Origin of the sequence: Rhizobium sp. PL01, assembly GCF_033447125.1 — a bacterium.
GTDB lineage: Bacteria > Pseudomonadota > Alphaproteobacteria > Rhizobiales > Rhizobiaceae > Pararhizobium.
Window position 1 is genome coordinate 280,077 of sequence record NZ_JAWQUM010000008.1, and the last position, 25,269, is coordinate 305,345.

Genomic DNA, 25,269 nt, shown 5'->3' on the forward strand with positions numbered 1-25,269 from the left:
AGACTCATCCTGAGTGATATTTTCGAGACCGGATCGCATGACCCATTTTCCCGCCGTTTCATCTTCAAAGCCCGCTGCCTTGGCCGGCTGTATCCCCGGGATCGTTCTGGTGGCCGTGATCACCGCGTCCGCCTATGGGCTGCGCAACCTGCCTTTTGTGTCGTCTCTCAGCCCAATGATCACAGCGATCTTTCTAGGGATGGTTTTTGCCAATATCGTCGGCTTTTCTTCGTCCGCCGAGGCGGGCATCGCCATTGCAGGGAAGAAATTGCTGCGCCTGGCGGTTGCCATGCTCGGCCTGCAACTGACTTTCGCCCAGTTGACTGGCATCGGCATCACCGGCCTGGCACTTGCGGCGGTGGTCGTTGTCTCAACACTACTTTTCACAGTCTGGACAGGCCGATTGCTTGGCGTCGACCGGAAACTTAGCCTGCTTTTGGGCGCCGGCACCGCGATTTGCGGCGCCTCGGCCATCGCCGGTGCCAATGCCGTCACACGTGCCAAAGACGAAGACGTGTCCTATGCTGTTGCTTGCATCACGCTGTTCGGCACCATTGCGATGTTCCTCTATCCATTCCTGAACATCCTTTTGGGCAACGACCCGCAATCCTACGGCCTGTGGGTTGGGCTGACGGTCCATGAGGTCGCCCAGGTTGTCGGTGCAGGATTTCAGGGGGGCGAGGCGGCCGGACAGGTTGCCATCGTGTCGAAGCTTGCCCGCGTGATGATGTTGGCGCCGGTGGTGATTGCCCTTGCCCTTTACGTAGCGCGGTCCGAACGCAATTCTGGGGGCCGCCCTGCTATGACGCAGGTCGTCCCCTTCTTTATCGTCGGCTTCGTCGTGCTGGTGATCCTCAACAGCGCGGGTTACGTGCCCGAACAGGTGCGGGCGCCGATCGTGGCAGTGACGCCCGCTCTCCTCACCGCCGCCATGGCAGCGCTGGGTCTGGGGACGAGTTTCACCAAATTGAAGCAGCGGGGCTTCCGGCCCTTGCTTCTTTCCTTTCTCGCCTCAGTGTATATTGCAACAGCTGGCCTTCTCCTGGTCAACCTGGCTCCGTGAGGTTGCCAATGATCCTGCATAGCTGTTTGGCCAAGAGCGCCGGCTGCAGGGAAATGTATGATTTGAAAGGCGTGACGTGACACTCGAACAGTTGCGGATATTCCTCGCTGTCGCGGAGCGGGAGCATGTAACCCGTGCGGCAGAAGCGCTGAACTTGACGCAATCCACCGTAAGCGGTGCGATCAACGCCCTGGAGAACCGGCATGACGTCAAGCTGTTTCATCGTATCGGACGCCGGATAGAACTGACTGAAGCCGGCAAAATCCTTGCCGAGGAGGCAAAGGCAATCGTCGCGCGCGTCAATGCGGCCGAGGCTGCGATGGCCGATCTCAGCGGCACCCGGCGTGGAACACTGAGCATCTTTGCGAGCCAGACCATTGCCAGCTACTGGCTGCCGCGACGCTTGGTCCGCTTCTACGAACGCTTCCCGCAGATAGAGCTGCGGCTGCAAGTCGGGAATACGGCCCAGTGCACGCAGGCAGTTCTGGTTGGAGATGCCGATCTCGGTTTCATCGAGGGGACGATTGACGAACCGGCCGTCTCCGTCGAGAAAATTGCCAACGATCGTCTCGTCGTCATCGTCGGTCACGACCATCCGTGGATCAGCCGGCCTCCGGTCCTGCCGCAAGACCTAGACAGAACGGAATGGGTCCTGCGCGAACCAGGTTCCGGAACGCGATCCTCCTTCGAGCAGGCCGTGACCCATCTGGGGCTGAGCCCCGAGAGCCTGCGTATCCCAATCGAGCTCCCCTCAAACGAGGCAATCTGCGCAGCGGTCGAGGCCGGACAGCTGGCCACCGCAGTCTCGGAATCGGTTGCTCAGGCGGGTGTCAGCGCCGGAAGGCTCCACATCATGCCGCTCGAATTGCCGTCGCGCGAATTCAGCCTCATCCGCCATCGCGAAAGGCATCGCACACGCGCCAGCGACGCCTTTCGCGAGCTTGTCATGAGCTAAACAGCGCGCAGATCGGAGATCAACGGAACCTTAGTCGAAATCGCCGTCAGACTGTTACTGCAAAGACCGCGACGCAATCCCCTGCTTTGACAAGACCGGGGAAATGCCGCGCACACAGAACGCCGTTCATTCTGGCAGAGATTTCGGCCGGCGCTTGGCCGGCACGCCCGACCGGATGGATGCGTGCGACCGCCTGACCTCTTTTGACAACGTCGCCCAAATCAAAGAGCGGCTCGATGAGCCCGGCTTCCTCGGCGAAACAGAAACAATCGCCATCCGGCATGTCGAGCCACTGCGTCTGCGCCACGTCAGCGACGCCATTGAGGATGCCGGCTTTAACAAGGACGTTCCTCGTGCCGCGCTTGGCAATACCGGTACTTTTTGCCGTCGCTGTACCACCGCCTCCAAGTTCGGTGGTGATGAAGACCTTGCCCATCTCTTCTGCGGCGGTGTCGTACATTCCAATAGAATCGATCTCCAGCATCTTCATTGAATAGGGCGCCGAGAATGCCTCGACGAGGTCGAACGAGCGGGCTTCTTGCGCTTTGTCGGACAGGACGTGTGCGGCGCAGAAAGGCAAAAAGTCCAGCGTCTTGCCTCCAGAGTGAAAATCGAGAGCAATATCGGCAAGAGGCAGAAGTTCACGCTGGAAATAATCGGCGATCTTCTGTGTCACTGTACCATCGGCCCTGCCGGGAAAGCTCCGGTTGAGATTGCCCTTGTCGATCGGAGATGTCCGCGTGCCTGCCAGAAATGCGGGATAGTTCATCGCCGGAACGATGATAATCCGTCCGGACACATCTGCTGTCCGCACTGTCCGGGCGAGATCGAAAAGCGCAATCGGACCCTCATATTCGTCGCCATGATTGCCGCCGGTGAGAAGGGCCGTTGGCCCCTCCCCATTCTTGATGACCGTGATCGGGATCATCACCGAGCCCCAGGCAGAATCGTCGCGGCTATGGGGAAGCCGCAGGAAACCATGCTGGATGCCTTTAGCCGAAAAATCGACCGTGGGCGTTATGGGGGATCGGCGCGGTTGGACATCGTTCATGACAACTCAATCCTTGACGAACAGCTTGCGCGGCACATTGGCGAGGCATTCGACGCCGGTTTCAGTAATGAGAATGCTCTCGGTGATCTCGAGCCCCATGGTCTCCAGCCACAGCCCCGTCATGAAATGGAAGGTCATGCCGGGCTTCAGTTCCGTGCGGTCGCCGGGGCGCAGGCTCATGGTGCGTTCGCCCCAATCCGGCGGATAGGAGATGCCAATGCCGTAGCCGGTGCGGTTATCCTTGACGATGCCGTATTTTTTCAGCACCGCGAAGAAGCCGTTGGCGATGTCCTCGCAGGTGTTCCCGGGCTTGGCCGCAGCAAGCCCGGCATCCATGCCTTCGAGCGTTGCCTCTTCCGCGTCAAGAAACTCCTTGGTCGGCTTACCGAGGAAGACGGTGCGCGACAGCGGGCAGTGGTAACGATTATAGGCCCCGGCAATCTCGAAGAAGGTGCCCTCACCCCTCTTCATCGGCCTGTCGTCCCAGGTCAGGTGGGGGGCGGAGGCATCCACCCCTGACGGGAGCAGCGGCACGATGGCTGGATAGTCGCCGCCGATGCCATCGACCCCGCGGGTACCGGCATCATAAATTTCAGCGACCAGATCGCATTTGCGCATGCCAACTTCGATCTTGTCGAAAATGCGCTGATGCATGCCTTCAACGATGCGAGCGGCATTGCGCATGTACTTGATCTCGGTTTCACTCTTTACAGCACGCTGCCAGTTGACCAGCGCAGTTGCATCGACGAACCGGGCATTCGGCAAGTGCTTGACCAAGGCTGCGAAAGCGGCCGCCGAAAACCAGTAATTGTCCATCTCGACGCCGATGGTCAGCTTGTCGTAGCCGCGTTCCACCAGCTTGGCAGACAGATAGTCCATCGGATGACGTTCGGTCGACTGCACATAGTGATCGGGATAGCCGACGATGTTTGCGTGCCTCAGATAAGCCGTCAGCTTGGCACCGTTGGCATCTTGCCCGCGGCCATACCAGATTGGTTCTCCGCTCGGCGGCACGATGACGGCCTGGTGCACGTAAAAAGACCAACCATCGTAACCGGTCAGCCAAGCCATGTTGGAAGGATCGCTGCAGATCAGCAGATCAATACCCTTTTGCTCCATGGCTTGGCGGGTTTTGGCGAGACGCGTCTCGTATTCCCCAAGGGAAAATTTGAGGTTCGGTTGGGTCATGTATCTCCCTCATTCTCCGGCTTTTGCCGGTTCAATTTTCAAATGGCGTGCCGACGCCAGCGAAGCCAGCACGGGCGAACGCGAGCGTCGCGATGGCAGTGTCCTGAATGCCCGTCCCGGTAAGGTCGGCGATTGTGATTTGGTTGGGATCGGTGCGCCCCTGCTTCTGACTGGCGACGATCTGTCCAAGTTCAGGGAAATCTGCATTTGGGGAGATGACGCCGGTTTTGATTGCGTGATGCAATTCGCCGAGCAGCCGGGTCTGTGCCAGACGATCGGCGACATAGAGGTCGGCCTTGGCAATCGCTGCCGGTTCGATTTCGTTCTTGTGCTCGGCATCGGAACCCATTGCGGTGATATGCTGCCCCGGCTCCAGCCATTCGGCTTTGACGATCGGCGTTTCCGAGGGCGTCGTTGTTACGACGATATCGGCACCGGCAACGGCCGTGTGCGGATCGGCCATGGCGACCGCACGGATACCCAGGGTCCGGGATAGATCGGTTGCCGTCTTCTCAGCCTTTGCAGCATCCCGCGCCCAAATGCGTGCTTCGTGGATGGGCCGCACCAATGTCAGCGCCTGCAATTGCAGCCGTGCCTGCATGCCAGCCCCGAAAATTGCGCTGACACGCGCATCCGGTCTCGACAGATGCTTTGCGGCGACAGCGCCCGCTGCGGCAGTGCGCACATCCGTCAGATATCCGTTGTCGAGAAGCAGTGCCTGAACAAGGCCGGTCGTTGTCGACAATAGAACCATGAGGCCATTGGTGCTCGGGAGACCGAGCGCCGGATTATCGAAGAAGCCTGGGCTGATCTTGATGGCAAACCCGTCAAGGCCCGGCACATGGGCAGTCTTCACATCAACCTCGCCGCGATGCTCGGGAATGTCGAGCCTGAGGATCGGCGGCATGGCAACGGCCTTGGTGGCGAGCGCCCGAAAGGCATCTTCCACGCAGGCAACGGCATCCGGGTCCAGTCTCACGACGGATCGCAGGTCCGCCTCTGTCAGAATGATCATCCGGCTCATGCCGCCACTCCGGCAGGCAAGGAGGACGCGCCGTTAACGATCTGGCGGTGCAGGCCCATGTCCACGTTTCGGCCGGACAAAATGACGGCGATGGGGCCGGTGGATTTAATCTTCCCGGAGAGAAGTGCAGCAATACCGACAGCACCGGCGCCTTCAACAATCTCGCGCTCAGCCGCATAAGCATGGCGCATGCCGGCGGCGATCTCCTCTTCGGAAAGCAGGATCACGTCATCTAGCAAGTCCCGGCACATGGCAAACGTCAAGGCATTGCCGAGCCCGATGCCGCCGCCAAGCGAATCCGCCAAGCTCGGCAGTTCCTCAACTTGAACCGGATGCCCCACGTCAAGGCTCGCCTTCATCGCGGCTCCTCGCTCCATCGTCAGCCCGATGATCCTTGTTCTTGGCCTCAGTCCATTGATCGCAGCGGCAACGCCGGCAGCCAGCCCCCCCCCGGACAGCGGCACAAGCACCGTTTCCACATCAAGTAATTGTTCGATGATCTCGAGCCCAAGCGTTCCCTGCCCGGCGATGACAGCCGCGTGATCAAAGGGCGGCACCATGACCATGCCCTTTTGCGCAACCAGCCGGTCGACCTCGTCCTGCGCCTCGTCCTGCGAGTTTCCGGCAATGTGGACCCCGGCACCGAGGCGGCGGATTTCCGAAACCTTGTTTTCAGGCACCAAGCGCGACATGCAGATCGTCGCGACCATACCCTCCGCCTTTGCCGCATGGGCAAGCGCCCGACCATGATTGCCAGTGGAGGCAGCAACGACGCCGTAGGCGCGCGCCGCCGATGAGAGCGCCAAAACGGCATTGGTTGCGCCGCGCAGCTTGAAACTGCCGGTGATCTGGTGATGTTCAAGCTTGAGATAAACCGGGGATCCAAGCAATTCCTCTAGCGTCGCGGATTCCACAATCGGCGTGCGCAGGACGCGCCCGGTAATCCGAGCGGCGGCCGCCCGGATATCTTCGAGTGAAACGAATGATTGTTGCGTGCTCATGCCGTCAGCCTTCCGGATATGGCTTGGTCAGGAGATTGCCGAGCTCCGGCCGCGACGCCGTGTCGCCGCAAATCCTGAGACACGCCCACGCCGTTGCAAGATTGCTGCTGACCACCGGTTTTCCGAGCGCCTTTTCGATGCGGGGAACGACCTCTGCCGCGCGAACGGCAGTGCAGGAGATGAACAGCGCCTCCGATTCCGGTGCCATTGCTTCGTTGGCAAAGACGGTTATCTCGTCATGGGAAATGCGCGCCATGTCCCGGTCATCGGTCAGGCCGAGGCAGGTGAAGCGATCGATCTCGAAACCGAGACTGGCGAAATAAGCAGCCATCGGCCGGCTGGTCTCGACTGTGTAGGGCGTCAGCACCGAAATCCTTTTTGCGCCGACAGCCTTTAGCCCCCTGACAGCCGCAGCCGTCGGCGTGACGACGGGAACGTCCGGCTTTGCGGCCTGTACGGCCGCCTCGATTTGCAAATCCCCAATAACGACGGAAGCCGAGGTGCAGGAGTACATCACTACATCGAGCGGCTCGTTCGGCAGGATCAACGCAGCACCTGCAGTCAGTGACGGCCGCATCTTCATCAGGTTTTCCGGCGTCACCGGATTGGCGTAGGGAATGCGGGTGACATAGACGCCGATCCTTTCATTCGCCACCATCCGCTGAAAGTCGACTTCGGTCGTGTGATCTGTCGCCAGAATGATCAAGCCAATGCGTTTTGCCAGCGGGCGATCGTCGAGGCCGGGCGCGCGGCTTGCCATTTCAATTCTGATATCCGTGGTTAGGCATCGTTCATCCACCCGGGCATAACGCTCTTCCAGCAGGCGCAGCGCAACCACCGAGATCAGGCTGATCACCAGGAAGAACACGCCGACCATGGTGATCGGCTCTATATAACGATAGCTGCTATTGGCGACGCTCTTAGCCTGGTTCATCAACTCCAGCACAGTGATGGCTGAGAGCAGCGGCGTCTCCTTGAACATGGCGATGAAATAATTGGCGAGCGCGGGGATCATCGGCGGGATCGCCTGCGGCAGCACCACATGAATCCATGCTTGCCTGACACTGAGATTGGTTGCCCGCGCCGCTTCCCATTGGCCGCGCGGCACATTGTCGATACCGGCGCGGTAGACCTCCGCCGCATAGGTGCCGTAATGGATACCAAGTCCGATAACGCCAGCGACCAGCGGCGACAGCCGGATGCCGATATCCGGCAGCACGTAGAAAATGAAATAGAGCTGCACCAGAAGCGGCGTGCCACGAATGAAATCGGCAAAAAAACCAACCAGGCGGGCGATCACCGGATTCGTCGAACGTCTCGCAATTGCCAAAACCAGACCAAAAACCGCAGCAACGATAGCTCCAAGCACGGTCGCAAGGATGGTAATTTTCAGCCCTTCGAGAAGGGTTGGCATGATCTGCCAGACGAATGCCCAATCCCATTCCATGATCAAACCCTTACCCCATCAAGGCCGCGCACCGCGCGTCGCTCTAGCCAGCGGACACCAGCAGAAATGGCCATGGCCATGGCGAAATAGAGGACGAGGATCGTCGCGAACGGGATCAGCGTGCTGCCCGTCTGCGCCCGCACCACCTGTGCCTGGAAAGTCAGGTCCGTCAGCGAGATCAGCGAAACGACCGCTGTGCCTTTCAAAAGTTCGATGGCATTATTGCCGAACGTCGGTAACATCAGTGGCAACGCCTGGGGCAAGATCACGTATCTCATCCTGTGATAACGGCCAAGATTGAGGGCGACTCAGGCCTCATGCTGTTCGCGGCCTATGGCCCTGACGGCACCCCGCACCACCTCTGCGCCATAGGCACCGACATTCAGACCCAGCGCCAGAACACCCGCCTGCAACGGTGTCAGCGTGATGCCGGCGAAAGGCAGGACGAAATAAGCCCAGAACAACTGGACGAAAATCGAGGTACCGCGAAAGAACTCGATGTAGACCGTGGCAAGCGTGCGGAGGAGTACAAAGCGCGACATCCGGCCAAGACCTGCGACGAAGGCCATCACCAGCGCGAGCGCCGAGCCCATGACCGTCAGTTCGATGGTCACCAACGCGCCTTGCAGTATCAGTCCTATGTAGCCGGACCAGTCGATCATCTTGCTTTCTCTGCCATTTCAAGTGTTTTTTAGAACTTCGTTGCCAGCCAGCGGCGCGTGGGGAGGAAAGGAGCAGCGCCCCTTCCCTCGTTGATCTCACTGAGCTGCCGCGCAAAGTTTCTCGCGGGTCGTCGACATCGCCGCCGCGGCCGAGAAACCGTAAGGCTCGATCAGCTTGGCGAATTCGCCGGATTCCTTCAGCTTGGCCAGCTCCACATCAAAGGCATCGCGCAATGCCTCATCGCCTTTCTTGAAGGCCGCGCCATCGCAATACACCGGCGCGCCCTGAACCGGAGCGATGACCTCGAGGTTTGGATCGTTGGCCTTCTTGACAAGATCATTGATTGACAGAACCGGCAGCGAATAGGCGTCGATGCGGCCGTCCTGCAGCATCTTCAGGCCGCTCTGGCCGTCCGGTACAACAATCACGCGGTCGCGCGGTACGCCAGCTTCCAACGCCAGCTTTTCTTCCGTGCCGCCGCCCGGCGCACCGATGGTGGCGGACTGGTCGTTGGCCACATCAGCATAGCTCTTGAAGCCCTTGGGATTGCCCTTCTTGACCAGCATCGCTTCTGCATCGCACAAAACCGGCTCGGAGTAGGCGACGGCTGCGCAGCGCTCCGGCTTCATGAACAGACCGGCGGTGACCGCATCATGCCGGCCGGCCTGCAGGCCCGGGATCATTGCGCCATATTCCGAAATCGAAGCCACGACATCCGGCACGCCGAGGCGCTTGAAGACTTCGCGTGCGACGTCGGGCGCTGCACCGGAAACCTTGCCATCGGCACCGACTGCCGTGAACGGCGGCTCGTCGGCAATCGCAATGCGGGCAAAGCCCTGCGCCTTTAGTGCCTCCAGCTTGGCATCGTCGGCACTTGCCGGGGCTGCCGCGAGAACAGCCATCATCGCCGTGGCGCCGACTGCCATCGTCATGAAATATTTCGATCTCATTGTTCCAACTCCTCTGAATTTTTTCTTTCTTATCAAGGCATTGCCCGATCGCAGTTGCAATCAGACGCGGTGCCCCGCCGCGATTATCTTGCGCAGGAAACTCTGCGTGCGTTCCTGCCTGGGATTCCGAAATATGTCGTCTGGCTTACCTTCCTCGATGATCCGTCCCTTGTCGAAGAACAGGACGCGATCAGCGAAGTCATGGGCAAAGCCCATTTCATGGGTGACAAGCAGCATGGTCATATCGGTGTCGACCGCGAGTCTGCGCATGACATTCAACACCTCCTCGACCAACTCCGGATCGAGCGCCGACGTCACCTCGTCGAACAGCATGATTTTCGGGGAAAGGGCGAGCGCCCGGGCAATAGCAACGCGTTGCTTCTGTCCGCCGGACAGTTGTGCGGGCATGTTTCTGGCCTTTTCGGCCATGCCGACCATTTCGAGAAGTTCCATCGCCCGCGCCTCGGCGGACGCTTTTGTCTCGCCCTTGGTCAGCATCGGCGCAAGCGTAATATTGTCGAGCACACATTTGTGCGGGAAGAGATTGAAATGCTGGAAGACCATGCCGATCTTCTCGCGCATCTTCTGCAAGTGTTTTTCGTCAGCAGCGGCAAGTCTGCCAGCCTTCTGCATGTGCTAAAGCTGATCGCCATCGATCTCGATATGGCCGCCGTTAATCTTTTCCAGCGTCATGAGGATGCGCAGGATCGTCGTCTTGCCCGAGCCCGAGGGGCCGATCAGTGCCAGCTTCTCACCTGGCATGACATCCATCGACAAACCGTCGAGTACCGTTAGTGGCCCGTAGGTCTTGGTGATGTTGTCGATGCGAATAATGGGCGAAGGCATCCAGATCTCTTCCTGTTGAGACGAGCGATGCCTAACGATGACGAGGACACTAAATCATGTCAATTGTCTAAATAATCTCATGACAATTATTCTTTGTCTGCTCATTTGCCAGGCGAAATCGTCAAATTGCAAGCAACAGTGCTTCCGGATTTCCGTGCGCCAGCGATGCAACGATGCTGAGCCCCGTCCGCAACTCCGCCTCGGATGTCGAGCCAAGTGAAATACGCACGGCGGGTGCGCGGCCATGATCTGCCGTCTGGAAGGATATGCCCGGCGCGATCGCCACGCCACGCAGACGGGCCTGTGCCACAAACCCGTCCTCGGTATGCTGGCAGGTCAGCGGCAGCCACACATGCAGGCTCTGCGGATGGGAATGATAGACGAGCGCGCCCAGCGCTTCCGTCGCGATTTCATGACGCCGCGCCAGTGCCCCGCGCTGCCAATTGACCAATTCCATGGCCGTACCATTGCTAACCCAGCGCGTGGCAATCTCGGCGATCGCCGGCGTCGCCATCCAGTTCGATACGAGGTGGCGGTTGGCGACGGCCGCGACATAGCGGTCTGGCGCAACGAGGTAGCCGATGCGCAGGCCTGGTACGGTGATCTTGGTGAAGCTCGTGACGTAGAGCGTGCGTTCCGGCGCAAAGGTCTGGACCGGGGGCGGCCGATTTGCGACCAATGGACCAAGGATATCATTCTCGATGATCGCTATATCATGCCGGGCCGCAACCGCTGCCAGCGACTGCCGCCTATCAGCACTCATCAACGTTGCTGTCGGATTAACCACCGAAGGCTGGAGGAAGACGGCACGGATCGGCCCCTTTCGGCAGGCTTCATCCAAGGCTTCCGGAATCATGCCATCTTCGTCAATGGCCAAGCCTTCCAAATGAATGCCAAGATAGGTCGAGAGCGGAACCAGCGTGTGGTGACTGATCGCCTCGGTTGCCACAGTCGATCCAGGCGGCGCAACGCTCATCAGCGCCACGGTCATGCCCGAGGTGGCTCCATTCGTCAGATTGACGTTGAGCGGGGAAACCTCAAGCCCGCATTGCGCCAGCCACTCGGTTGCCACCGCCCGATGACGCGGAAACACCATGTTCGGCCGAAACGACAGCGCCGAACTCGACGGCAGGTTCTCTGCCAGCCATCCGAAGGCCTCGCGCATCCGGTCCAGATGGATCTGCTCGCAGACCGGCTTCAGGATCGAAAGATCAATGAGTTCGCCCAGCCGCTCCGGCAGATAAGGCGGCTCCGGCTCTTTCGGCTGGGTTTGCACGAAACTCCCGCGTCCGACTTCGCCGGCGATCATGCCGCGACGTATCAACTCGTCATAGGCGCGGCTCACTGTCTGGATCGAGAGTTTCAGATCTTCCGCGAGCCTTCTGTGCGTCGGCAAGCGTTCGCCATTGACCAGCTTGCCGTCATGAATTGCATTGGCAATCTGCTCGGCAAGTGAGAGATAGGCCGGACGACGAAGCTGAAACGGATCGGGGCGCCAATTTGTCATGATTTGACAGTGATAAAATTCAGGTCAATTGACAATCCAAAAATTGCATTCACCCTCTCGATTTCATAGCATTCGCCATGATATTCACGCCAGGATACCCGTCCGAATGAAACTTGACGCCATCGACCTGCGCATTCTCGAAGCCGTCCAACGGGACGGCCGCATCACCAAGGTGGCGCTGGCAGAGGAAGTCGGCCTGTCGCCGACCCCTTGCTGGGTACGGCTGCGAAAGCTCGAAAAGGCCGGCATCGTCTCTGGCTATCACGCCCGTGTTGCGGTGCGCCGTGTGGCTCCTGTTGCCAGCGTGATGATGGAAGTCACGCTCGGCAATCACCGGCAGGTTGATTTCGATCGTTTCGAGCGTGCGGTCACGGCCGTTCCCGAAATTGTCGCCTGCTGGTCAGTCGGCGGTGGCGTGGATTATATCCTGAAAATCATGGCGTCTGACATCGATGCCTATCAACGGCTGGTGGATGCTTTGCTTGATCGGGACATCGGCATTGCACGTTATTTCACTTACATCGTGACCAAAACGGTAAAGGAGGAGATCGTCCTGCCCCTGTCAATACTGCTGTCGGAAACTGAAACAACGAACAGCTAGGCAATTCCTCTGCGGCGGCCCTTTCATTTGGACAAATCCTCTTCTGTCGCCCCGCCCAACAGACCATCTCTCCCTTCAAAGCTGTCAGACTCCATGCAAATCGAAGTATGAGGAGCCGCAGATGAACGCTGTATTCGCAAAACCCGCCTGTCACGACGCTATTGCGCGGCTGAACGACAAACATCTGTTGAAATCACTCGCCTACGTGGGCGGGCGCTGGGTTGCCAATAATGCAAACCGCACCTTCGAAGTTCGCGATCCCGCAACGTCGGTGCCGCTTGCCTGGGTTTCCGGGCTGGACGCGAGTGAGACAACAAAGGCCATCGACGCTGCCACAGGTGCCTTTTCAAAATGGCGTACACTCTTGCCGCAGGAACGTGCGAAAATCCTTCGCCGCTGGTATGAACTGATGCTCGCCGCCAAGGACGATCTCGCTTTGATCATGACGCTGGAGCAGGGCAAGTCGCTGGCAGAATCCCGGGGCGAAATCGACTACGCCGCATCCTTCATCGAATGGTATGCGGAAGAGGGCAAGCGGCTGAACGCGGAGAACGTCACCAGCCATCTTCCCGGCGCAGAGATGATCGTGCGTCGCGAGGCGCTGGGTGTCGTCGGCATCGTCACACCTTGGAATTTCCCCGCCGCCATGATCACCCGCAAGGCAGCAGCAGCACTTGCTGCGGGCTGCACAATCGTTGCACACCCCTCTTCCGAAACCCCTCTCTCAGCCCTCGCGCTCGCGGAGCTTGGCGAACGGGCGGGCATGCCGGCGGGCGTCTTCAACGTCGTTACCGGCGACGCGGCGACCATTGTCGGCCGTCTGTGCGACGACAGCCGTATCCGCGCCGTCAGCTTCACCGGGTCTACCGAAATCGGCAAGCTTATCGCCGCGCAATGCGCGCCGACCTTGAAACGGCTGGTGATGGAACTCGGCGGCCATGCGCCGCTGATCGTCTTCGATGACGCCAACATCGACAAAGCGGTCGATATTGCCATCAATGCCAAGTTCGCGACATCCGGACAGGATTGCCTTGCCGCCAACCGCATCTTCGTCCAGCGCCATATCTTCGAAGCTTTCAATGACGCCTTCAAGGCCCGCATTGAAGCGCTGAAGGTCGGTAGTGGCCTGGAGGCAAATGTGGATATCGGTCCACTGATGCATGAGCGGGCTGTCGCGAAGGCAGACGCGCATGTGGCTGACGCAGTTCAGCGCGGCGCGCGTTGCCTCACTGGTGGTAAACGTCACGGGAGCGGCCCGTTATTCTATACTCCGACGCTGCTAATCGGCGTGCCCGACGATGCGCTGATCATGTCCGAGGAAACGTTCGGGCCAGTCGCGGCCGTTACCGTTTTCGACACCGAGGACGAGGTAATCGCCCGCGCCAATGATACGGAATACGGCCTAGTCGCCTATGTCGTCACCGAAAACGGCGCACGTCAGATGCGGCTCGGCCGAGCACTCGAATACGGTATGATTGCGATCAATCGGGTGAAAATCACCGGCGGACCTATTCCCTTTGGCGGCTGGAAACACTCCGGCATCGGGCGCGAAGGCTCACGCCACGGGATCGAAGCTTTTACCGAGCTCAAATATCTCTGCATCGACACGGCTGCCTGACGGCACGACCCATCTTTTGAACACCGACCCAAGGAACCTGCCTATGTCCGACCACAGCAACGAAATGACCGCCTGGGACCGCGACCACTTCTTCCATCCGTCCACCCATATGGGCATGCATGCACGCGGAGAGACCCCGACGAGGATAATTGCTGGCGGTGAAGGGGTCTACATTACCGACACCAACGGCCGCACCAGCCTTGACGCCTTCGCCGGCCTCTATTGCGTCAATGTCGGTTATGGCCGCCAGAAGATTTCCGATGCCATTGCCGAGCAGGCGAAGAACCTTGCCTATTATCACGCCTATGTAGGACACGGCACGGAGGCTTCGATCACGCTGTCGAAGATGATCATCGACAGGGCGCCCTCGCATATGAGCCGCGTCTATTTCGGGCTGTCGGGCTCGGATGCCAACGAGACCAACATCAAGCTGATCTGGTACTACAACAACATTCTCGGCCGTCCCGAAAAGAAGAAAATCATTTCGCGCTGGCGCGGATATCACGGTTCAGGCGTCATGACTGGAAGCCTGACCGGTCTCGACCTGTTTCACAATCTGTTCGACCTGCCGCGTGCACCGATCCTGCACACGGAAGCACCTTACTATTTTCGCCGCGCCGACCGGTCGATGAGCGAAGAGCAGTTCTCGCAACACTGCGCCGACAAGCTGGAAGAGATGATCTTGGCGGAAGGCCCGGAGACGATTGCCGCCTTCATCGGCGAACCGATCCTTGGGACCGGCGGCATCGTGCCGCCACCCGCCGGCTACTGGCAGAAGATCCAGGCCGTGCTTGAAAAATACGACATCCTGCTGGTTGCCGACGAGGTTGTCACCGGTTTCGGCCGCCTCGGCTCGATGTTCGGATCCGGTCACTACGATATGAAGCCGGATCTGATCACCATTGCCAAGGGCCTGACGTCTGCCTATGCCCCACTCTCCGGCTCTATCGTCTCGGACAGAATGTGGCAGGTGCTCGTCGAGGGCTCCGACAAGATGGGCGCCATCGGCCATGGCTGGACCTACTCAGCCCATCCGATCTGCGCCGCAGCCGGCGTTGCCAATCTGGAACTCGTCGATGAACTCGGCCTCGTCGACAATGCCGGCTCCACGGGCGCCTATTTCCGTACCGAACTGGCAAAGGCAGTCTCCAGCCACAGGAATGTCGGCGAGGTGCGGGGCGACGGACTGATGGCAGCGATCGAATTCGTCGAAGACAGGGACGACCGGAAATTCTTCGATGCGTCAAAGAAGATTGGCCCTCAAGTATCAGCCGCGCTGCTGGAACGCGGCGTCATCGGCCGTGCCATGCCCCAGGGCGATATCCTCGGCTTTGCCCCTCCACTCTGCCTGACCCGCGCGGAAGCCGATATCGTCGTGAAGGCCACAGCCGGCGCCATCGAAGCCGTCTTGGGCGGCTGAGGGTAGAACAGCGGCGTGACTGTGAAACGATGACTGCCGTGCGCTTATGAAGGCCCGGCAGTCTATCAACCTGATATGTTGCCAATACTGCCGGGACTAATCACCTGAACGAAATAGGTAACGATGCGGTGCGCGCGACGCCCCACACACACGCGCCGACCGGATTTTCCAGCCTGGAATATTGGGAGGCCGTCTGCACCGGAGCCGCTCGCGATGAAGGAGCTGAGACAACCATTATCACGACAGCGGCTGCAGCGCCGATGAGCGAGCTGCAGCACGAAGCCATCTCCTTCGACAGGATTTGCGAAGACGTGAATGCAATTTGGGAAGTGCGCGTGAAACGACCGCCTGGATGTCGGCGCGGCCCTGGTTTCGGCAAGACGGCCACCGGTTGCGCGCGTCCCGCTTTACGTGGAAGTCGGCTTGGCCAGCATGCCTTCACCAAGGTATTGCTCTACCAAAGCCAAGCCTGACAACAGGGATGCGCGTTGCGTTTATCTCTTACCGTTCAACGGCGCCTCTGATTTTGCGTCCGGTTCGCCGCTCATATCCAGCGCCCGGGTAACGCTCAGCGCCACGATGGTGCAGATCGCGCCGGAGATCAGGTAGCCGCCGATGAAGATAATGCCGAAATTGCTGGCCAGGCCAAGCGCGACCAGAGGCGCAAAACCGGCACCAATCAACCAGGCAAGATCGGAGGTCAGTGCTGCGCCGGTATAGCGGTAGTATTGATCGAACCGCGACGAGACGGCGCCGGATGCCTGGCCGAAGGACAGGCCGAGAATACCGAAGCCAATGATAATGAAAGCATCCTGGCCCGTGCGGCCAGCATCGAGCAAGAACGGAGCCGAGAACGAGAAGATGGCGATGATGATGGCGCCGATCATCAACTGGTTGCGGCGCCCGATCCGGTCAGCAATCACGCCGGATAGAATAATGGCCACAAAACCGACCGCAGCGCCGGCTACCTGCACCCACAGGAACTGTGCCGCAGACTGGCCGCCGAACAGCGTCACCCAGCTCAGCGGGAAGATCGTGACGAGGTGGAACATGGCAAAGCTCGCCAGCGGCGCGAACGCTCCGAGCAGGACATCGGATGAGTGTTTGCTCAGCATTTCGAAAACCGGACGGGCCTGCAGTTCGTTGTTTTCCAGCGCCGAACCGAATTCCTGGCTGGCAACGATGCGCAGCCGGGCAAACAAGGCGACCACGTTGATCGCGAAGGCGACGAAGAACGGATATCGCCAACCCCAGGACAGGAAGTCCGCGTCGGACAGATTGGCGACGAAATAGCCGAACAGCGTGCTGGCCAGTGCAAATCCGATGGGCGCACCGAGTTGCGGGATCATCGCGTACCAGCCACGGCGGTTTGGCGGTGCGTTGAGATTGAGCAGGGACGCAAGGCCATCCCACGCGCCGCCGAGCGCAAATCCCTGGCCGAGCCGGAACAGCGCCAAAAGCGCCACTGACCAGTATCCGACGGTTTCATAACCCGGCAAAAATGCGATGGAGGCCGTGGAGCCGCCGAGGATGAACAGCGCAATCGTCAGTTTCGTGCCACGTCCGTAATTGCGGTCGATCCACATGAAGACGAAGGAACCAACCGGGCGCGCCAAGAAAGCCAGCGAGAACACCGCAAAGGACATCATCGTCGCTGCCACCGGATTGGGCGCAAACGAAAAGATCAGCCGCGGGAAGACCAGGACGGAAGCAAGGCCGTAGACGAAGAAGTCGAAAAACTCCGACATGCGGCCGATGATCACACCAAGCGCAATGCTACCGGCCGACAGCGGCTTGTCGCCATGCATGCGCCGGGCGTCCTGTTCCAGGCCCGATGACGAAGGATTTCCAGCCACGCCCATAATCTTTTCTCCTCGCAGGATTCCGATTTCATCACAATGTGAACCCAGGCCGGGCTTTGATCAAGAATATGGTGCAAAACCGCTGCGGTCCATCCTATAAACGATCCTACCGCTCATGAATGCCACAGATGCTTTGACCTCAACCAAAGACCGTTTATACCTTAGCTCAGTCAGACATTCGACTTCGATCGCAGCCATACTTTTTGCAACGCGACAAATTGCTGCACTGCGGCGACACGCCTCATTCCGTTACAAGAGGTGCTTCGTTAGTGCGGGACCCACGGAACGCAAAAACTCGAGCCCGCTATGTCCAAATGGAAAACCGCCAGCCGCTTTCTCGCTCTGTTGCCTCTTCTGGCTCTGGCCGGGTGCAACTTGGTTGTCATGGCCCCATCTGGCGATATCGCCATGCAGCAAAGGGACCTCATCATCATCTCGACGGTGCTGATGCTTTTGATCATCGTGCCCGTGCTGTTCCTGACGGTGTTTTTCGCCTGGCGGTACCGCGTTTCCAATACCAGCGCCAAGTACGACCCCGAGTGGCATCATTCGACGGCCCTTGAAGTGGTCATCTGGTCTGCGCCGCTGATCATCATCATTGCGCTCGGTGCTGTCACCTGGATCAGCACCCACAAGCTCGACCCCTATCGTCCGCTCGACAGGATTGACGCGGAACGCGCCCTACCTGCCGACGTGAAGCCGATTACGGTCGAAGTGGTCGCAATGGACTGGAAATGGCTGTTCTTCTACCCGGACTATGGCATCGCCACTGTCAACGAGATGGCGGCACCCGTCGATGTGCCGATCAACTTCAAGATCACATCATCCTCGGTCATGAATTCCTTCTATGTGCCGGCTCTTGCCGGTATGATCTACGCCATGCCGGGCATGCAGACGCGCCTTCATGCCGTGATCAACAAGGAAGGCGAATATGAAGGCCTGTCCGCCAATTATTCCGGCGATGGTTTCTCACATATGCGCTTCAAGTTCCACGGCCTGCAGCAGGAAGGCTTCGACCAGTGGGTCTCACGGGTCAAGGCGCAGGGCACTGCCCTCAACCGCGACGCCTATCTGAAACTCGAAAAGCCGAGCACCAAGGAGCCGGTGCGCTATTATGCGACCGTCGCTGATGGGCTCTATGACTCCGTGCTCAACATGTGCGCCCATCCCGGCAAGATGTGCATGAGCGAGATGATGCATATCGATATGATGGGCGGCGCCGGCGTGGAAAGCCACGAGAACCGGACGCGTCTCGAATATGACACCCGCCACACGACCGAAGAAGCGCCGGCAGCAACCTTCCCGGCAACCGGCAACCCTGCACGCAGCGAACAGCCTGCCGAAGGCGTGGACGACCAGCAGCCGATGAACCACGACATGCACCAGGGCCACTCCATGCCCGAAAACGATCAGAACAGCCCTGCTCCGGCGCAACTGAACACCAACAGCACGACGCAGCCGTAAGGCCGCGCCCGCGACATTTTGGACAAAACCATGTTCGGCTATAATACTTTGACGGAATTCATCTTCGGGCGGCTCACCTTGGAAGCCATCCCCTATCATGAGCCCATTCTCGTGGTGACCTTCATCGGCGTGGCGATCGGGGGCCTTGCGGTCCTCGCCCTCATCACCAAGTTCAAGCTCTGGGGCTATCTCTGGACGGAATGGTTCACCAGTGTTGATCACAAAAAGATCGGCATCATGTACATCATCCTGGCCATCATCATGCTGCTGCGCGGCTTTGCCGATGCGATCATGATGCGTGTCCAGCAGGCGATCGCCTTCAACGGCAATGAGGGTTACCTCAATCCGCATCACTACGACCAGATCTTCACCGCGCATGGCGTGATCATGATCTTCTTCGTGGCGATGCCGTTTGTCACCGGCTTCATGAACTATGTCGTGCCGCTGCAGATCGGGGCGCGCGACGTCTCCTTCCCATTCCTCAACAATTTCTCGTTCTGGATGACCACGGCCGGCGCGATCATCATCATGATGTCGCTGTTCGTCGGTGAATTCGCGCGGACCGGCTGGCTTGCCTATCCGCCGCTGTCCGGATCGGATTACAGTCCAGGTGTCGGGGTCGACTATTACATCTGGGGCCTTCAGGTCGCCGGTGTGGGAACGACACTGTCAGGCATCAACCTGATCGCCACCATCGTCAAGATGCGTGCCCCAGGCATGACATTCATGAAGATGCCGATCTTTACCTGGACCTCGCTCTGCACGAACATCCTGATCGTTGCTACCTTTCCGGTCCTGACCGCGACACTCGCACTTCTGACGCTCGACCGTTACGCCGGCACGAACTTCTTCACGAATGATCTCGGCGGCAATCCGATGATGTATATCAACCTCATCTGGATCTGGGGCCACCCGGAAGTCTACATTCTCATCCTGCCGGCCTTCGGCATTTTTTCCGAAGTCGTCGCGACCTTCTGCGGCAAGCGCCTCTTCGGCTACGCTTCGATGGTGTATGCGACCTGCGTGATCATGATCCTCTCGTATCTGGTCTGGCTGCACCATTTCTTCACGATGGGTTCGGGCGCCTCGGTCAACGCCTTCTTCGGCATCACGACGATGATCATCTCGATCCCGACCGGGGCAAAGATGTTCAACTGGCTGTTCACGATGTATCGCGGCCGCATTCGCTACGAACTGCCGATGTACTGGACGATCGGTTTCATGATCACGTTCGTCATCGGCGGCATGACCGGCGTTCTGCTCGCTGTTCCGCCAGCAGATTTCGTCCTGCACAATTCGCTGTTCCTCATCGCCCATTTCCACAACGTCATTATCGGCGGCGTGCTGTTTGGATTGATGGCAGGGATCGTCTACTGGTGGCCAAAGGCCTTCGGGTATAAGCTTGACCGGTTCTGGGGCTTGATGAGCTTCTGGTTCTGGCAGATCGGCTTCTTCTTCGCCTTCATGCCGCTCTATGTGCTCGGTCTGATGGGCGTGACACGCCGCGTCTCGCAGTTCGAGGATCCTTCGCTGCAGATCTGGTTCATCATCGCAGCCTTCGGGGCCGCGCTGATCGCGGTCGGAATTGCTTCTTTTGTCATCCAGCTCGTGGTCAGCTATCTCAGGCGCGACCAGCTGCGCTGTGGCGGCGATCCCTGGGATGCCCGCACACTCGAATGGTCGACCTCGTCGCCACCGCCGGAATACAATTTTGCCTTTACCCCGGTCGTGCATGATCATGACAGCTGGTATGATATGAAGAACCGTGGCTACGAGCGTCCGCTTACCGGATTCAGGCAGATCCACATGCCAAGGAATACCGGCACCGGTGTCATCCTTGCAGTCATCAGCATCGCGTTTGCCTTTGCGATGATCTGGTACATCTGGTGGCTGGCGATCGTCTCCTTCATCGGCCTCCTCACTGTGGCGATCGGCCATACGTTCAACTATAACCGCGACTTCTACATCCCCGCAGACACCGTCTCTGCAACGGAAGATGCGCGTTCGAAACTGCTCGCGGAGCGGATCTGACATGGCAACAGGCATGGCACACGACATCCAAACGCAAGACGGCGAAAAGCCGGTCTTCTACCTGACGGAAGATCACCATCCGGAAGGCAGCACCAATCTGGGCTTCTGGCTCTATCTGATGAGCGACTGCCTGATCTTCGCAGTGCTATTCGCAACCCATGGCGTGCTCGGCCGCAACTACGCCGCCGGCCCCTCCCCCGCTGACCTGTTCGATCTGCCGTTGGTGGCGATCAATACGGCGATGCTGCTGTTTTCGTCCATCACCTATGGCTTTGCCATGCTGCAGATGGAGAGAAACGCCAAGGCGGAAACGCTTTTCTGGCTCGCCGTGACCGGCCTGTTCGGTTTAGCCTTCCTCGGCCTTGAACTCTATGAGTTCGCGCACCTGATCAACGAAGGTGCCGGCCCGACCCGCAGCGCCTTTCTGTCGTCCTTCTTCACGCTGGTCGGTACCCACGGCCTGCATGTCACCTTCGGCATCATCTGGTTGATCACGCTGATGGTTCAGGTCTCCAAGCGTGGCCTGATCCCGGAAAACCGCCGCCGGCTGATGTGCCTGTCGATGTTCTGGCACTTCCTCGACGTCGTCTGGATCGGCGTCTTCTCCTTTGTCTATCTGATGGGAGTCCTCGGATGAGCGCACACTCGCACGGCCCGGCGCACGAAGATGCTGCCAACACTCATCATGGCCATGGCCACGAGGCTGGACACGGTTCGCTCAAGGGGTACATGATCGGCTTCGGCCTTTCCGTGGTCCTGACCGCCATCCCGTTTGCACTCGTCATGGGCGGCGTCTTCGACAGCAAGGTGCTCACGGCCTTCCTCGTGATGGCGCTTGCAGTCGTCCAGATCGTTGTCCACATGATCTACTTCCTGCATATGAGCACGCGCTCTGAAGGCGGCTGGACGATGATGGCGCTGATCTTTACGCTCGTCATCGTCGGTATCACGCTCGCAGGCTCGCTTTGGGTTATGCACCATCTCAATACGAACATGATGCCCATGTCGCCCGAGATGATGAAGAACATGCCCTGACGGTTGATCACGGTGACCGCAGAAGATACCGTGACGACCGGCGTCACCCGCCATCCTCGCCGAGCCCGCCTGGTTTTCATCAGTGCTATGCTGGCGTTGACAACGCTCTTCATTGGGCTCGGTACGTGGCAGGTCCAGCGGCTGTTCTGGAAGCTGGATCTCATCGCCCGCGTCGAAGCGCGTGTCGACGCCAACCCGGTGCAGGCACCAGCACCCGCGGAATGGGCTGCCATGAGCACAGAAAAGGACGAGTATCGGCACATCGTGGCGACTGGCACCCTTGAACATGGCAAGTCGGTCCTCGTTCAGGCCGTGACGGAGCGCGGCGGCGGTTTCTGGCTGCTGACACCTATGCACCTCTCGGACTCGTCGACGGTCCTGATAAACCGTGGCTTCCTGCCCACCAGCCACAGCGATTCCGCTGCGCGCGCGGCGAGCGAGATCGTCGCCGGGCCTGTCACGGTCACCGGCCTCCTGCGCATCAGCGAACCCGGCGGCGCCTTCTTGCGCTCGAACGATCCGGCCAATGACCGCTGGTACTCCCGCGACGTCGCCGCCATAGCGCGCACCAAAGACCTTGGTTCCTCGGTCGCACCCTATTTCATCGACGCCGATGCCACGCCCAATCCCGGTGGCTTTCCGGCCGGCGGCCTGACTGTGGTCCACTTCCGCAACAGCCATCTTGTTTATGCACTGACCTGGTATGCCCTTGCGATCATGACAGCCGCTGCGACCATTATCCTTCGCCGCCGCCGCCTGATCTGACTGCGGCAGCTTTGATAGGCGATAAGACACAAAGCCTGAGCCCGTCGTTTCCGGCAAGTGGAAGGCCCGCGAGGACAGGATGGGGCCATCACGGCGATTGCCGAACTCACAGCGCCGATGGTTTGATGTCGTTGTTGCCTTCGCAAAGCTTGCTTGCGTTGAGAAGCCCCCATCCGAACACCCGGTCTTTCCCGGGCTCTCCAATGTCATCGATAAATTGTCTTATCTTTGCCTCCAGACATTCAAGCGACATATCCGGCTCGCTGGCAATAAGCATAAGGCAGCCGTCAGGGCAACCAGCGGAACGCTTCACCACCTGACAGTGACCGCCCTATGCAAAGGCCATTCGGAACACCGCAGGCATCGATGTCGGCATGGCGCCTCGGTCCGGCGCGTCCGGCGGACTCGGTGCTGCGGTGATGGGCCTCCTCGGTGGCAGGATGCATCCACGCTACGAAATCATCATGCAGTATCTGGAACTCGACCGCTTCATCACGGAGGCCGATCTGGTCGTCACCGCGGAGGGCAGCCTTGACGGGCAAACCCCACTTGGAAAGGTGCCCGACGAAGTGGCCGCGCGGGCAAAACTTGCCGGTGTGCCCGTCATCGCGCTCGCCTGTACCATCGGCAAAGGCGTCCGTCTCAATTTCGAGCATGGCATAGATGCCTTTGCCTCGATCCGCAGTAAGCCTTGCTCATTGGAAGACGCCATCTCCGGCGCGCCGAAACTGCTGTCCCGGGCGGCGGAGGATGCAGCGCGCATGGTTATGGTGGGCATGAAGCTCGGGGCAAGATGGCGCAAGGCTGCCTGATTGCGATGGGCACGACGCAAATGGAATTTATCTGCAGCGGGGGGCATCTCCCCCCGCAGTTCCCATTCAGTCTCTTTCTTATTTTTGCGTCAGGAATGGCCCCTTGGGCAGCGAGGTGCTCTTGGAGACGCCGCCGTGCCTTATATCCAGACCGTCCGGCCTTCGCTCTCACATCCGATTGCGCGCAGCAATGCTGGCGCGACCCCGAGCAGAGCCTCATTGCCCTCCGTCAGCAGAAACGCAGCCGTCTGCGGCTCGCTATAGGCCAGGATGTCCGCACGCGAAGCGCGCGTGTAGATGCCGCGCAAGGCGCGCAGGCAACCGCTGTGGGTTACGACGACATGCGGCCGGGTGCCGTCGAGGGTTGCGATCCACGCGCTGAGCCGTGCAGTCAGCGCTGTCCGGCTTTCTCCGCCCGGCATGCAATAGTCCCATGGGTCTGCCGCATGGGCGCCATACTGATCCGGAAAATCCCGCTCTATATCGCTATGTGACCACCCTTCCCAAACGCCATAGCCACGCTCGGCGAGCATCGTTGCCTCGGAAAACTGCTCGAAAGGCAGAGACCAGATGTCGGCGAGGATGGAGGCTGTCTGCCTTGCACGGCCAAGCGGACTGACCCAGAAAGCCGCATCATCGAGGCCCGCCACCGTCTCTGCGAGCCGCGCTGCCACAGCGAGCGCCTGGCGCATACCGTTCGCCGTCAGCGGCGTGTCGCGGCGGCCTTGCAGACGGCCGGCAACATTCCATTGGGTCTCCCCGTGGCGGATGACGAGGAGGGGCGGCAGAAAAGATGTCATATCATCGAACCTTAATACGGAAGAAGACCTTCGCCGCCAGGCGGCGAAGGTCGTATCATTCAATTGGCGAGCCAGAGTACGGAACCGGGCTTGATCCCCAGCACCGTCTGGCTGCCGGGGGAAAGCAACGCATTGCCGGAATGGAAAGGCGCATCGACGAGCACCGTGCCCGTACCAACCTCCACGCCGTACCGTACTGTCGCGCCGAGGAATTCCCGGTGCGCGATCGTGCCGTTGAGCGGCACGGCATCGGGCTCCACCGTGCCGATCGTCGCATATTGCGGACGGAAGACCAGCTTTGCGCCGGCCGGAACCTCGACGCCGGCCGGCACCGGAATGCTGCCGCCGCCCTCGACATCGAAGCTGCGTGCAGCACCCGTGCCGCTAACCTTGCCATTCAGAATGTTGGCTGTTCCGAGGAAGTTGGCGACGAAGAGGTTGGCCGGCTTTTCGTAGAGATCCATCGGCGTTCCGACCTGCTGGATACTCCCCTCGTTGAACACCGCGATGCGGTCGCAAACGGTGTTGGCCTCTTCCAGGTCGTGCGTGACGAAGATGGTGGTGAGCTTCAGGCGCTGCTGGAGTTCGCGCAGTTCGCGGCGAACTTCGACGCGCATCTTGGCATCGAGGTTCGACAGCGGTTCATCGAGCAAGAGTACTTTCGGTTCGATGGCAATGGTGCGGGCGAGCGCCACGCGCTGCTGCTGGCCGCCGGAAAGCTGCGAAGGCCGCCGCTCCGCCAGATGCGACAGACCGACGAGTGCCAATGCTGCCGCCACACGCTTTTCCACCTCGGCGCGCGGCATGCGCCGCTCCTCTAGGCCGAAGGCGACGTTGCGAGCGACCGTCATGTGTGGCCAGAGCGCATAGGACTGGAACACCATGCCGATGTCACGCTTCCACGGCGGCATATCGAGCACGTCCTGTCCGCCGACGACCACCCGCCCGGTCTGGGCATTGTTGAAACCGGCAATGAGGCGCAGCAGCGTCGTCTTTCCACACCCGGACGGGCCGAGAAAGGCGAAGAACTCGCCCGGCTGTATTTCGAGATTGATGTCCTTCAGCACGCGCAGCGAACCGTAGTAGAGGTTCACGTCCTGGATACTGATCGCCTTTGCGGGGCTGACGGCCAGTTCGGCCTTGTTGATGGTGATAGTCATTCTTGT

At 59.6% G+C, this 25,269-nt stretch carries 22 protein-coding genes and 3 pseudogenes; 11 read left to right on the forward strand and 14 right to left on the reverse strand.

The features are described from left to right. The first annotated feature begins 37 nt into the window (after positions 1 to 37). The gene (locus R6X40_RS19910) at positions 38 to 1,063 is read left to right on the forward strand and encodes a YeiH family protein (protein ID WP_318415548.1); all 1,026 of its coding nucleotides are present in this window, start codon (positions 38 to 40) and stop codon (positions 1,061 to 1,063) included. A 76-nt stretch (positions 1,064 to 1,139) separates the two neighbouring features. Continuing rightward, positions 1,140 to 2,018, forward strand: a complete 879-nt coding sequence (locus R6X40_RS19915) for a LysR substrate-binding domain-containing protein (protein WP_318415549.1) — start codon at positions 1,140 to 1,142, stop codon at positions 2,016 to 2,018. Positions 2,019 to 2,064: 46 nt separating this feature from the next. Here the strand turns inward: R6X40_RS19915 and doeB are convergent, their stop codons facing one another. The 10 genes and pseudogenes from doeB to R6X40_RS19965 form a co-directional block, all read right to left on the reverse strand. Then, positions 2,065 to 3,069, reverse strand: coding sequence for a N(2)-acetyl-L-2,4-diaminobutanoate deacetylase DoeB (gene doeB / locus R6X40_RS19920; protein ID WP_318415550.1), 1,005 nt, complete (start codon positions 3,067 to 3,069; stop codon positions 2,065 to 2,067). A 6-nt stretch (positions 3,070 to 3,075) separates the two neighbouring features. Further along, positions 3,076 to 4,257, reverse strand: a complete 1,182-nt coding sequence (gene doeA, locus R6X40_RS19925; RefSeq protein ID WP_318415551.1) for an ectoine hydrolase DoeA — start codon at positions 4,255 to 4,257, stop codon at positions 3,076 to 3,078. Between the two features lie 31 nt (positions 4,258 to 4,288). After that, entirely contained in the window at positions 4,289 to 5,281 is a 993-nt protein-coding gene (eutC, locus tag R6X40_RS19930) for an ectoine utilization protein EutC (RefSeq protein WP_318415552.1), read from the reverse strand. Then, positions 5,278 to 6,282, reverse strand: a complete 1,005-nt coding sequence (gene eutB, locus R6X40_RS19935; protein WP_318415553.1) for a hydroxyectoine utilization dehydratase EutB — start codon at positions 6,280 to 6,282, stop codon at positions 5,278 to 5,280. Before eutB ends, eutC begins: the two co-directional genes overlap by 4 nt. 4 nt (positions 6,283 to 6,286) lie before the next feature. Then, the gene (gene eutA / locus R6X40_RS19940) at positions 6,287 to 7,042 is read right to left on the reverse strand and encodes an ectoine utilization protein EutA (protein ID WP_318415600.1); all 756 of its coding nucleotides are present in this window, start codon (positions 7,040 to 7,042) and stop codon (positions 6,287 to 6,289) included. A gap of 30 nt (positions 7,043 to 7,072) precedes the next feature. Continuing rightward, positions 7,073 to 7,729, reverse strand: a pseudogene (gene ehuD / locus R6X40_RS19945) (ectoine/hydroxyectoine ABC transporter permease subunit EhuD); the annotation flags it as partial. Positions 7,730 to 7,731: 2 nt separating this feature from the next. Further along, positions 7,732 to 8,391 (reverse strand): annotated as a pseudogene (gene ehuC, locus R6X40_RS19950) (ectoine/hydroxyectoine ABC transporter permease subunit EhuC). Positions 8,392 to 8,487: 96 nt separating this feature from the next. Continuing rightward, complete coding sequence (gene ehuB, locus R6X40_RS19955) at positions 8,488 to 9,342, reverse strand: ectoine/hydroxyectoine ABC transporter substrate-binding protein EhuB (protein ID WP_318415554.1); 855 nt, start codon at positions 9,340 to 9,342, stop codon at positions 8,488 to 8,490. 60 nt (positions 9,343 to 9,402) lie between these two features. Further along, positions 9,403 to 10,188, reverse strand: a pseudogene (gene ehuA, locus R6X40_RS19960) (ectoine/hydroxyectoine ABC transporter ATP-binding protein EhuA). A 121-nt stretch (positions 10,189 to 10,309) separates the two neighbouring features. Beyond that, entirely contained in the window at positions 10,310 to 11,695 is a 1,386-nt protein-coding gene (locus R6X40_RS19965; protein ID WP_318415555.1) for a PLP-dependent aminotransferase family protein, read from the reverse strand. 106 nt (positions 11,696 to 11,801) lie between these two features. On the opposite strand from R6X40_RS19965, the gene R6X40_RS19970 reads away from it, so the two are divergent. From R6X40_RS19970 to R6X40_RS19980, 3 genes are all read left to right on the forward strand, one after another. Continuing rightward, positions 11,802 to 12,296 (forward strand): Lrp/AsnC family transcriptional regulator, encoded by a 495-nt coding sequence (locus tag R6X40_RS19970; protein ID WP_318415556.1) that lies wholly within the window; start codon positions 11,802 to 11,804, stop codon positions 12,294 to 12,296. A gap of 121 nt (positions 12,297 to 12,417) precedes the next feature. Continuing rightward, positions 12,418 to 13,914, forward strand: a complete 1,497-nt coding sequence (locus tag R6X40_RS19975; protein WP_318415557.1) for an NAD-dependent succinate-semialdehyde dehydrogenase — start codon at positions 12,418 to 12,420, stop codon at positions 13,912 to 13,914. A gap of 43 nt (positions 13,915 to 13,957) precedes the next feature. Then, positions 13,958 to 15,334, forward strand: a complete 1,377-nt coding sequence (locus tag R6X40_RS19980) for an aspartate aminotransferase family protein (RefSeq protein ID WP_318415558.1) — start codon at positions 13,958 to 13,960, stop codon at positions 15,332 to 15,334. Between the two features lie 494 nt (positions 15,335 to 15,828). Here the strand turns inward: R6X40_RS19980 and R6X40_RS19985 are convergent, their stop codons facing one another. After that, complete coding sequence (locus R6X40_RS19985; RefSeq protein ID WP_318415559.1) at positions 15,829 to 17,196, reverse strand: MFS transporter; 1,368 nt, start codon at positions 17,194 to 17,196, stop codon at positions 15,829 to 15,831. 306 nt (positions 17,197 to 17,502) lie between these two features. Between R6X40_RS19985 and cyoA the strand changes: the two genes are divergently transcribed. The 5 genes from cyoA (at position 17,503) to R6X40_RS20010 (ending at position 22,491) form a co-directional block, all read left to right on the forward strand. Next, the gene (cyoA, locus tag R6X40_RS19990; protein WP_318415560.1) at positions 17,503 to 18,660 is read left to right on the forward strand and encodes a ubiquinol oxidase subunit II; all 1,158 of its coding nucleotides are present in this window, start codon (positions 17,503 to 17,505) and stop codon (positions 18,658 to 18,660) included. 30 nt (positions 18,661 to 18,690) lie between these two features. Next, entirely contained in the window at positions 18,691 to 20,691 is a 2,001-nt protein-coding gene (cyoB, locus tag R6X40_RS19995) for a cytochrome o ubiquinol oxidase subunit I (protein WP_318415561.1), read from the forward strand. A 13-nt stretch (positions 20,692 to 20,704) separates the two neighbouring features. Then, complete coding sequence (cyoC, locus tag R6X40_RS20000) at positions 20,705 to 21,328, forward strand: cytochrome o ubiquinol oxidase subunit III (protein ID WP_318415562.1); 624 nt, start codon at positions 20,705 to 20,707, stop codon at positions 21,326 to 21,328. Next, positions 21,325 to 21,726 (forward strand): cytochrome o ubiquinol oxidase subunit IV, encoded by a 402-nt coding sequence (cyoD, locus tag R6X40_RS20005; protein WP_318415563.1) that lies wholly within the window; start codon positions 21,325 to 21,327, stop codon positions 21,724 to 21,726. Before cyoC ends, cyoD begins: the two co-directional genes overlap by 4 nt. Before the next feature lie 87 nt (positions 21,727 to 21,813). Beyond that, on the forward strand, positions 21,814 to 22,491 hold the full coding sequence (locus R6X40_RS20010; protein WP_318415601.1) for an SURF1 family protein: 678 nt from the start codon (positions 21,814 to 21,816) through the stop codon (positions 22,489 to 22,491). Between the two features lie 106 nt (positions 22,492 to 22,597). Here R6X40_RS20010 and R6X40_RS20015 read toward each other — a convergent pair whose 3' ends face one another. After that, on the reverse strand, positions 22,598 to 22,768 hold the full coding sequence (locus R6X40_RS20015; RefSeq protein ID WP_318415564.1) for a hypothetical protein: 171 nt from the start codon (positions 22,766 to 22,768) through the stop codon (positions 22,598 to 22,600). A gap of 67 nt (positions 22,769 to 22,835) precedes the next feature. Between R6X40_RS20015 and R6X40_RS20020 the strand changes: the two genes are divergently transcribed. Beyond that, on the forward strand, positions 22,836 to 23,303 hold the full coding sequence (locus R6X40_RS20020) for a glycerate kinase (protein WP_318415602.1): 468 nt from the start codon (positions 22,836 to 22,838) through the stop codon (positions 23,301 to 23,303). Positions 23,304 to 23,443: 140 nt separating this feature from the next. Here the strand turns inward: R6X40_RS20020 and R6X40_RS20025 are convergent, their stop codons facing one another. Both R6X40_RS20025 and R6X40_RS20030 read right to left on the reverse strand, forming a co-directional pair. Then, complete coding sequence (locus tag R6X40_RS20025; RefSeq protein WP_318415565.1) at positions 23,444 to 24,103, reverse strand: histidine phosphatase family protein; 660 nt, start codon at positions 24,101 to 24,103, stop codon at positions 23,444 to 23,446. Positions 24,104 to 24,162: 59 nt separating this feature from the next. Next, a complete protein-coding gene (locus tag R6X40_RS20030) occupies positions 24,163 to 25,263 on the reverse strand; it encodes an ABC transporter ATP-binding protein (protein WP_318415566.1) in 1,101 nt (366 codons plus the stop codon). Between the last annotated feature and the right edge of the window lie 6 nt (positions 25,264 to 25,269).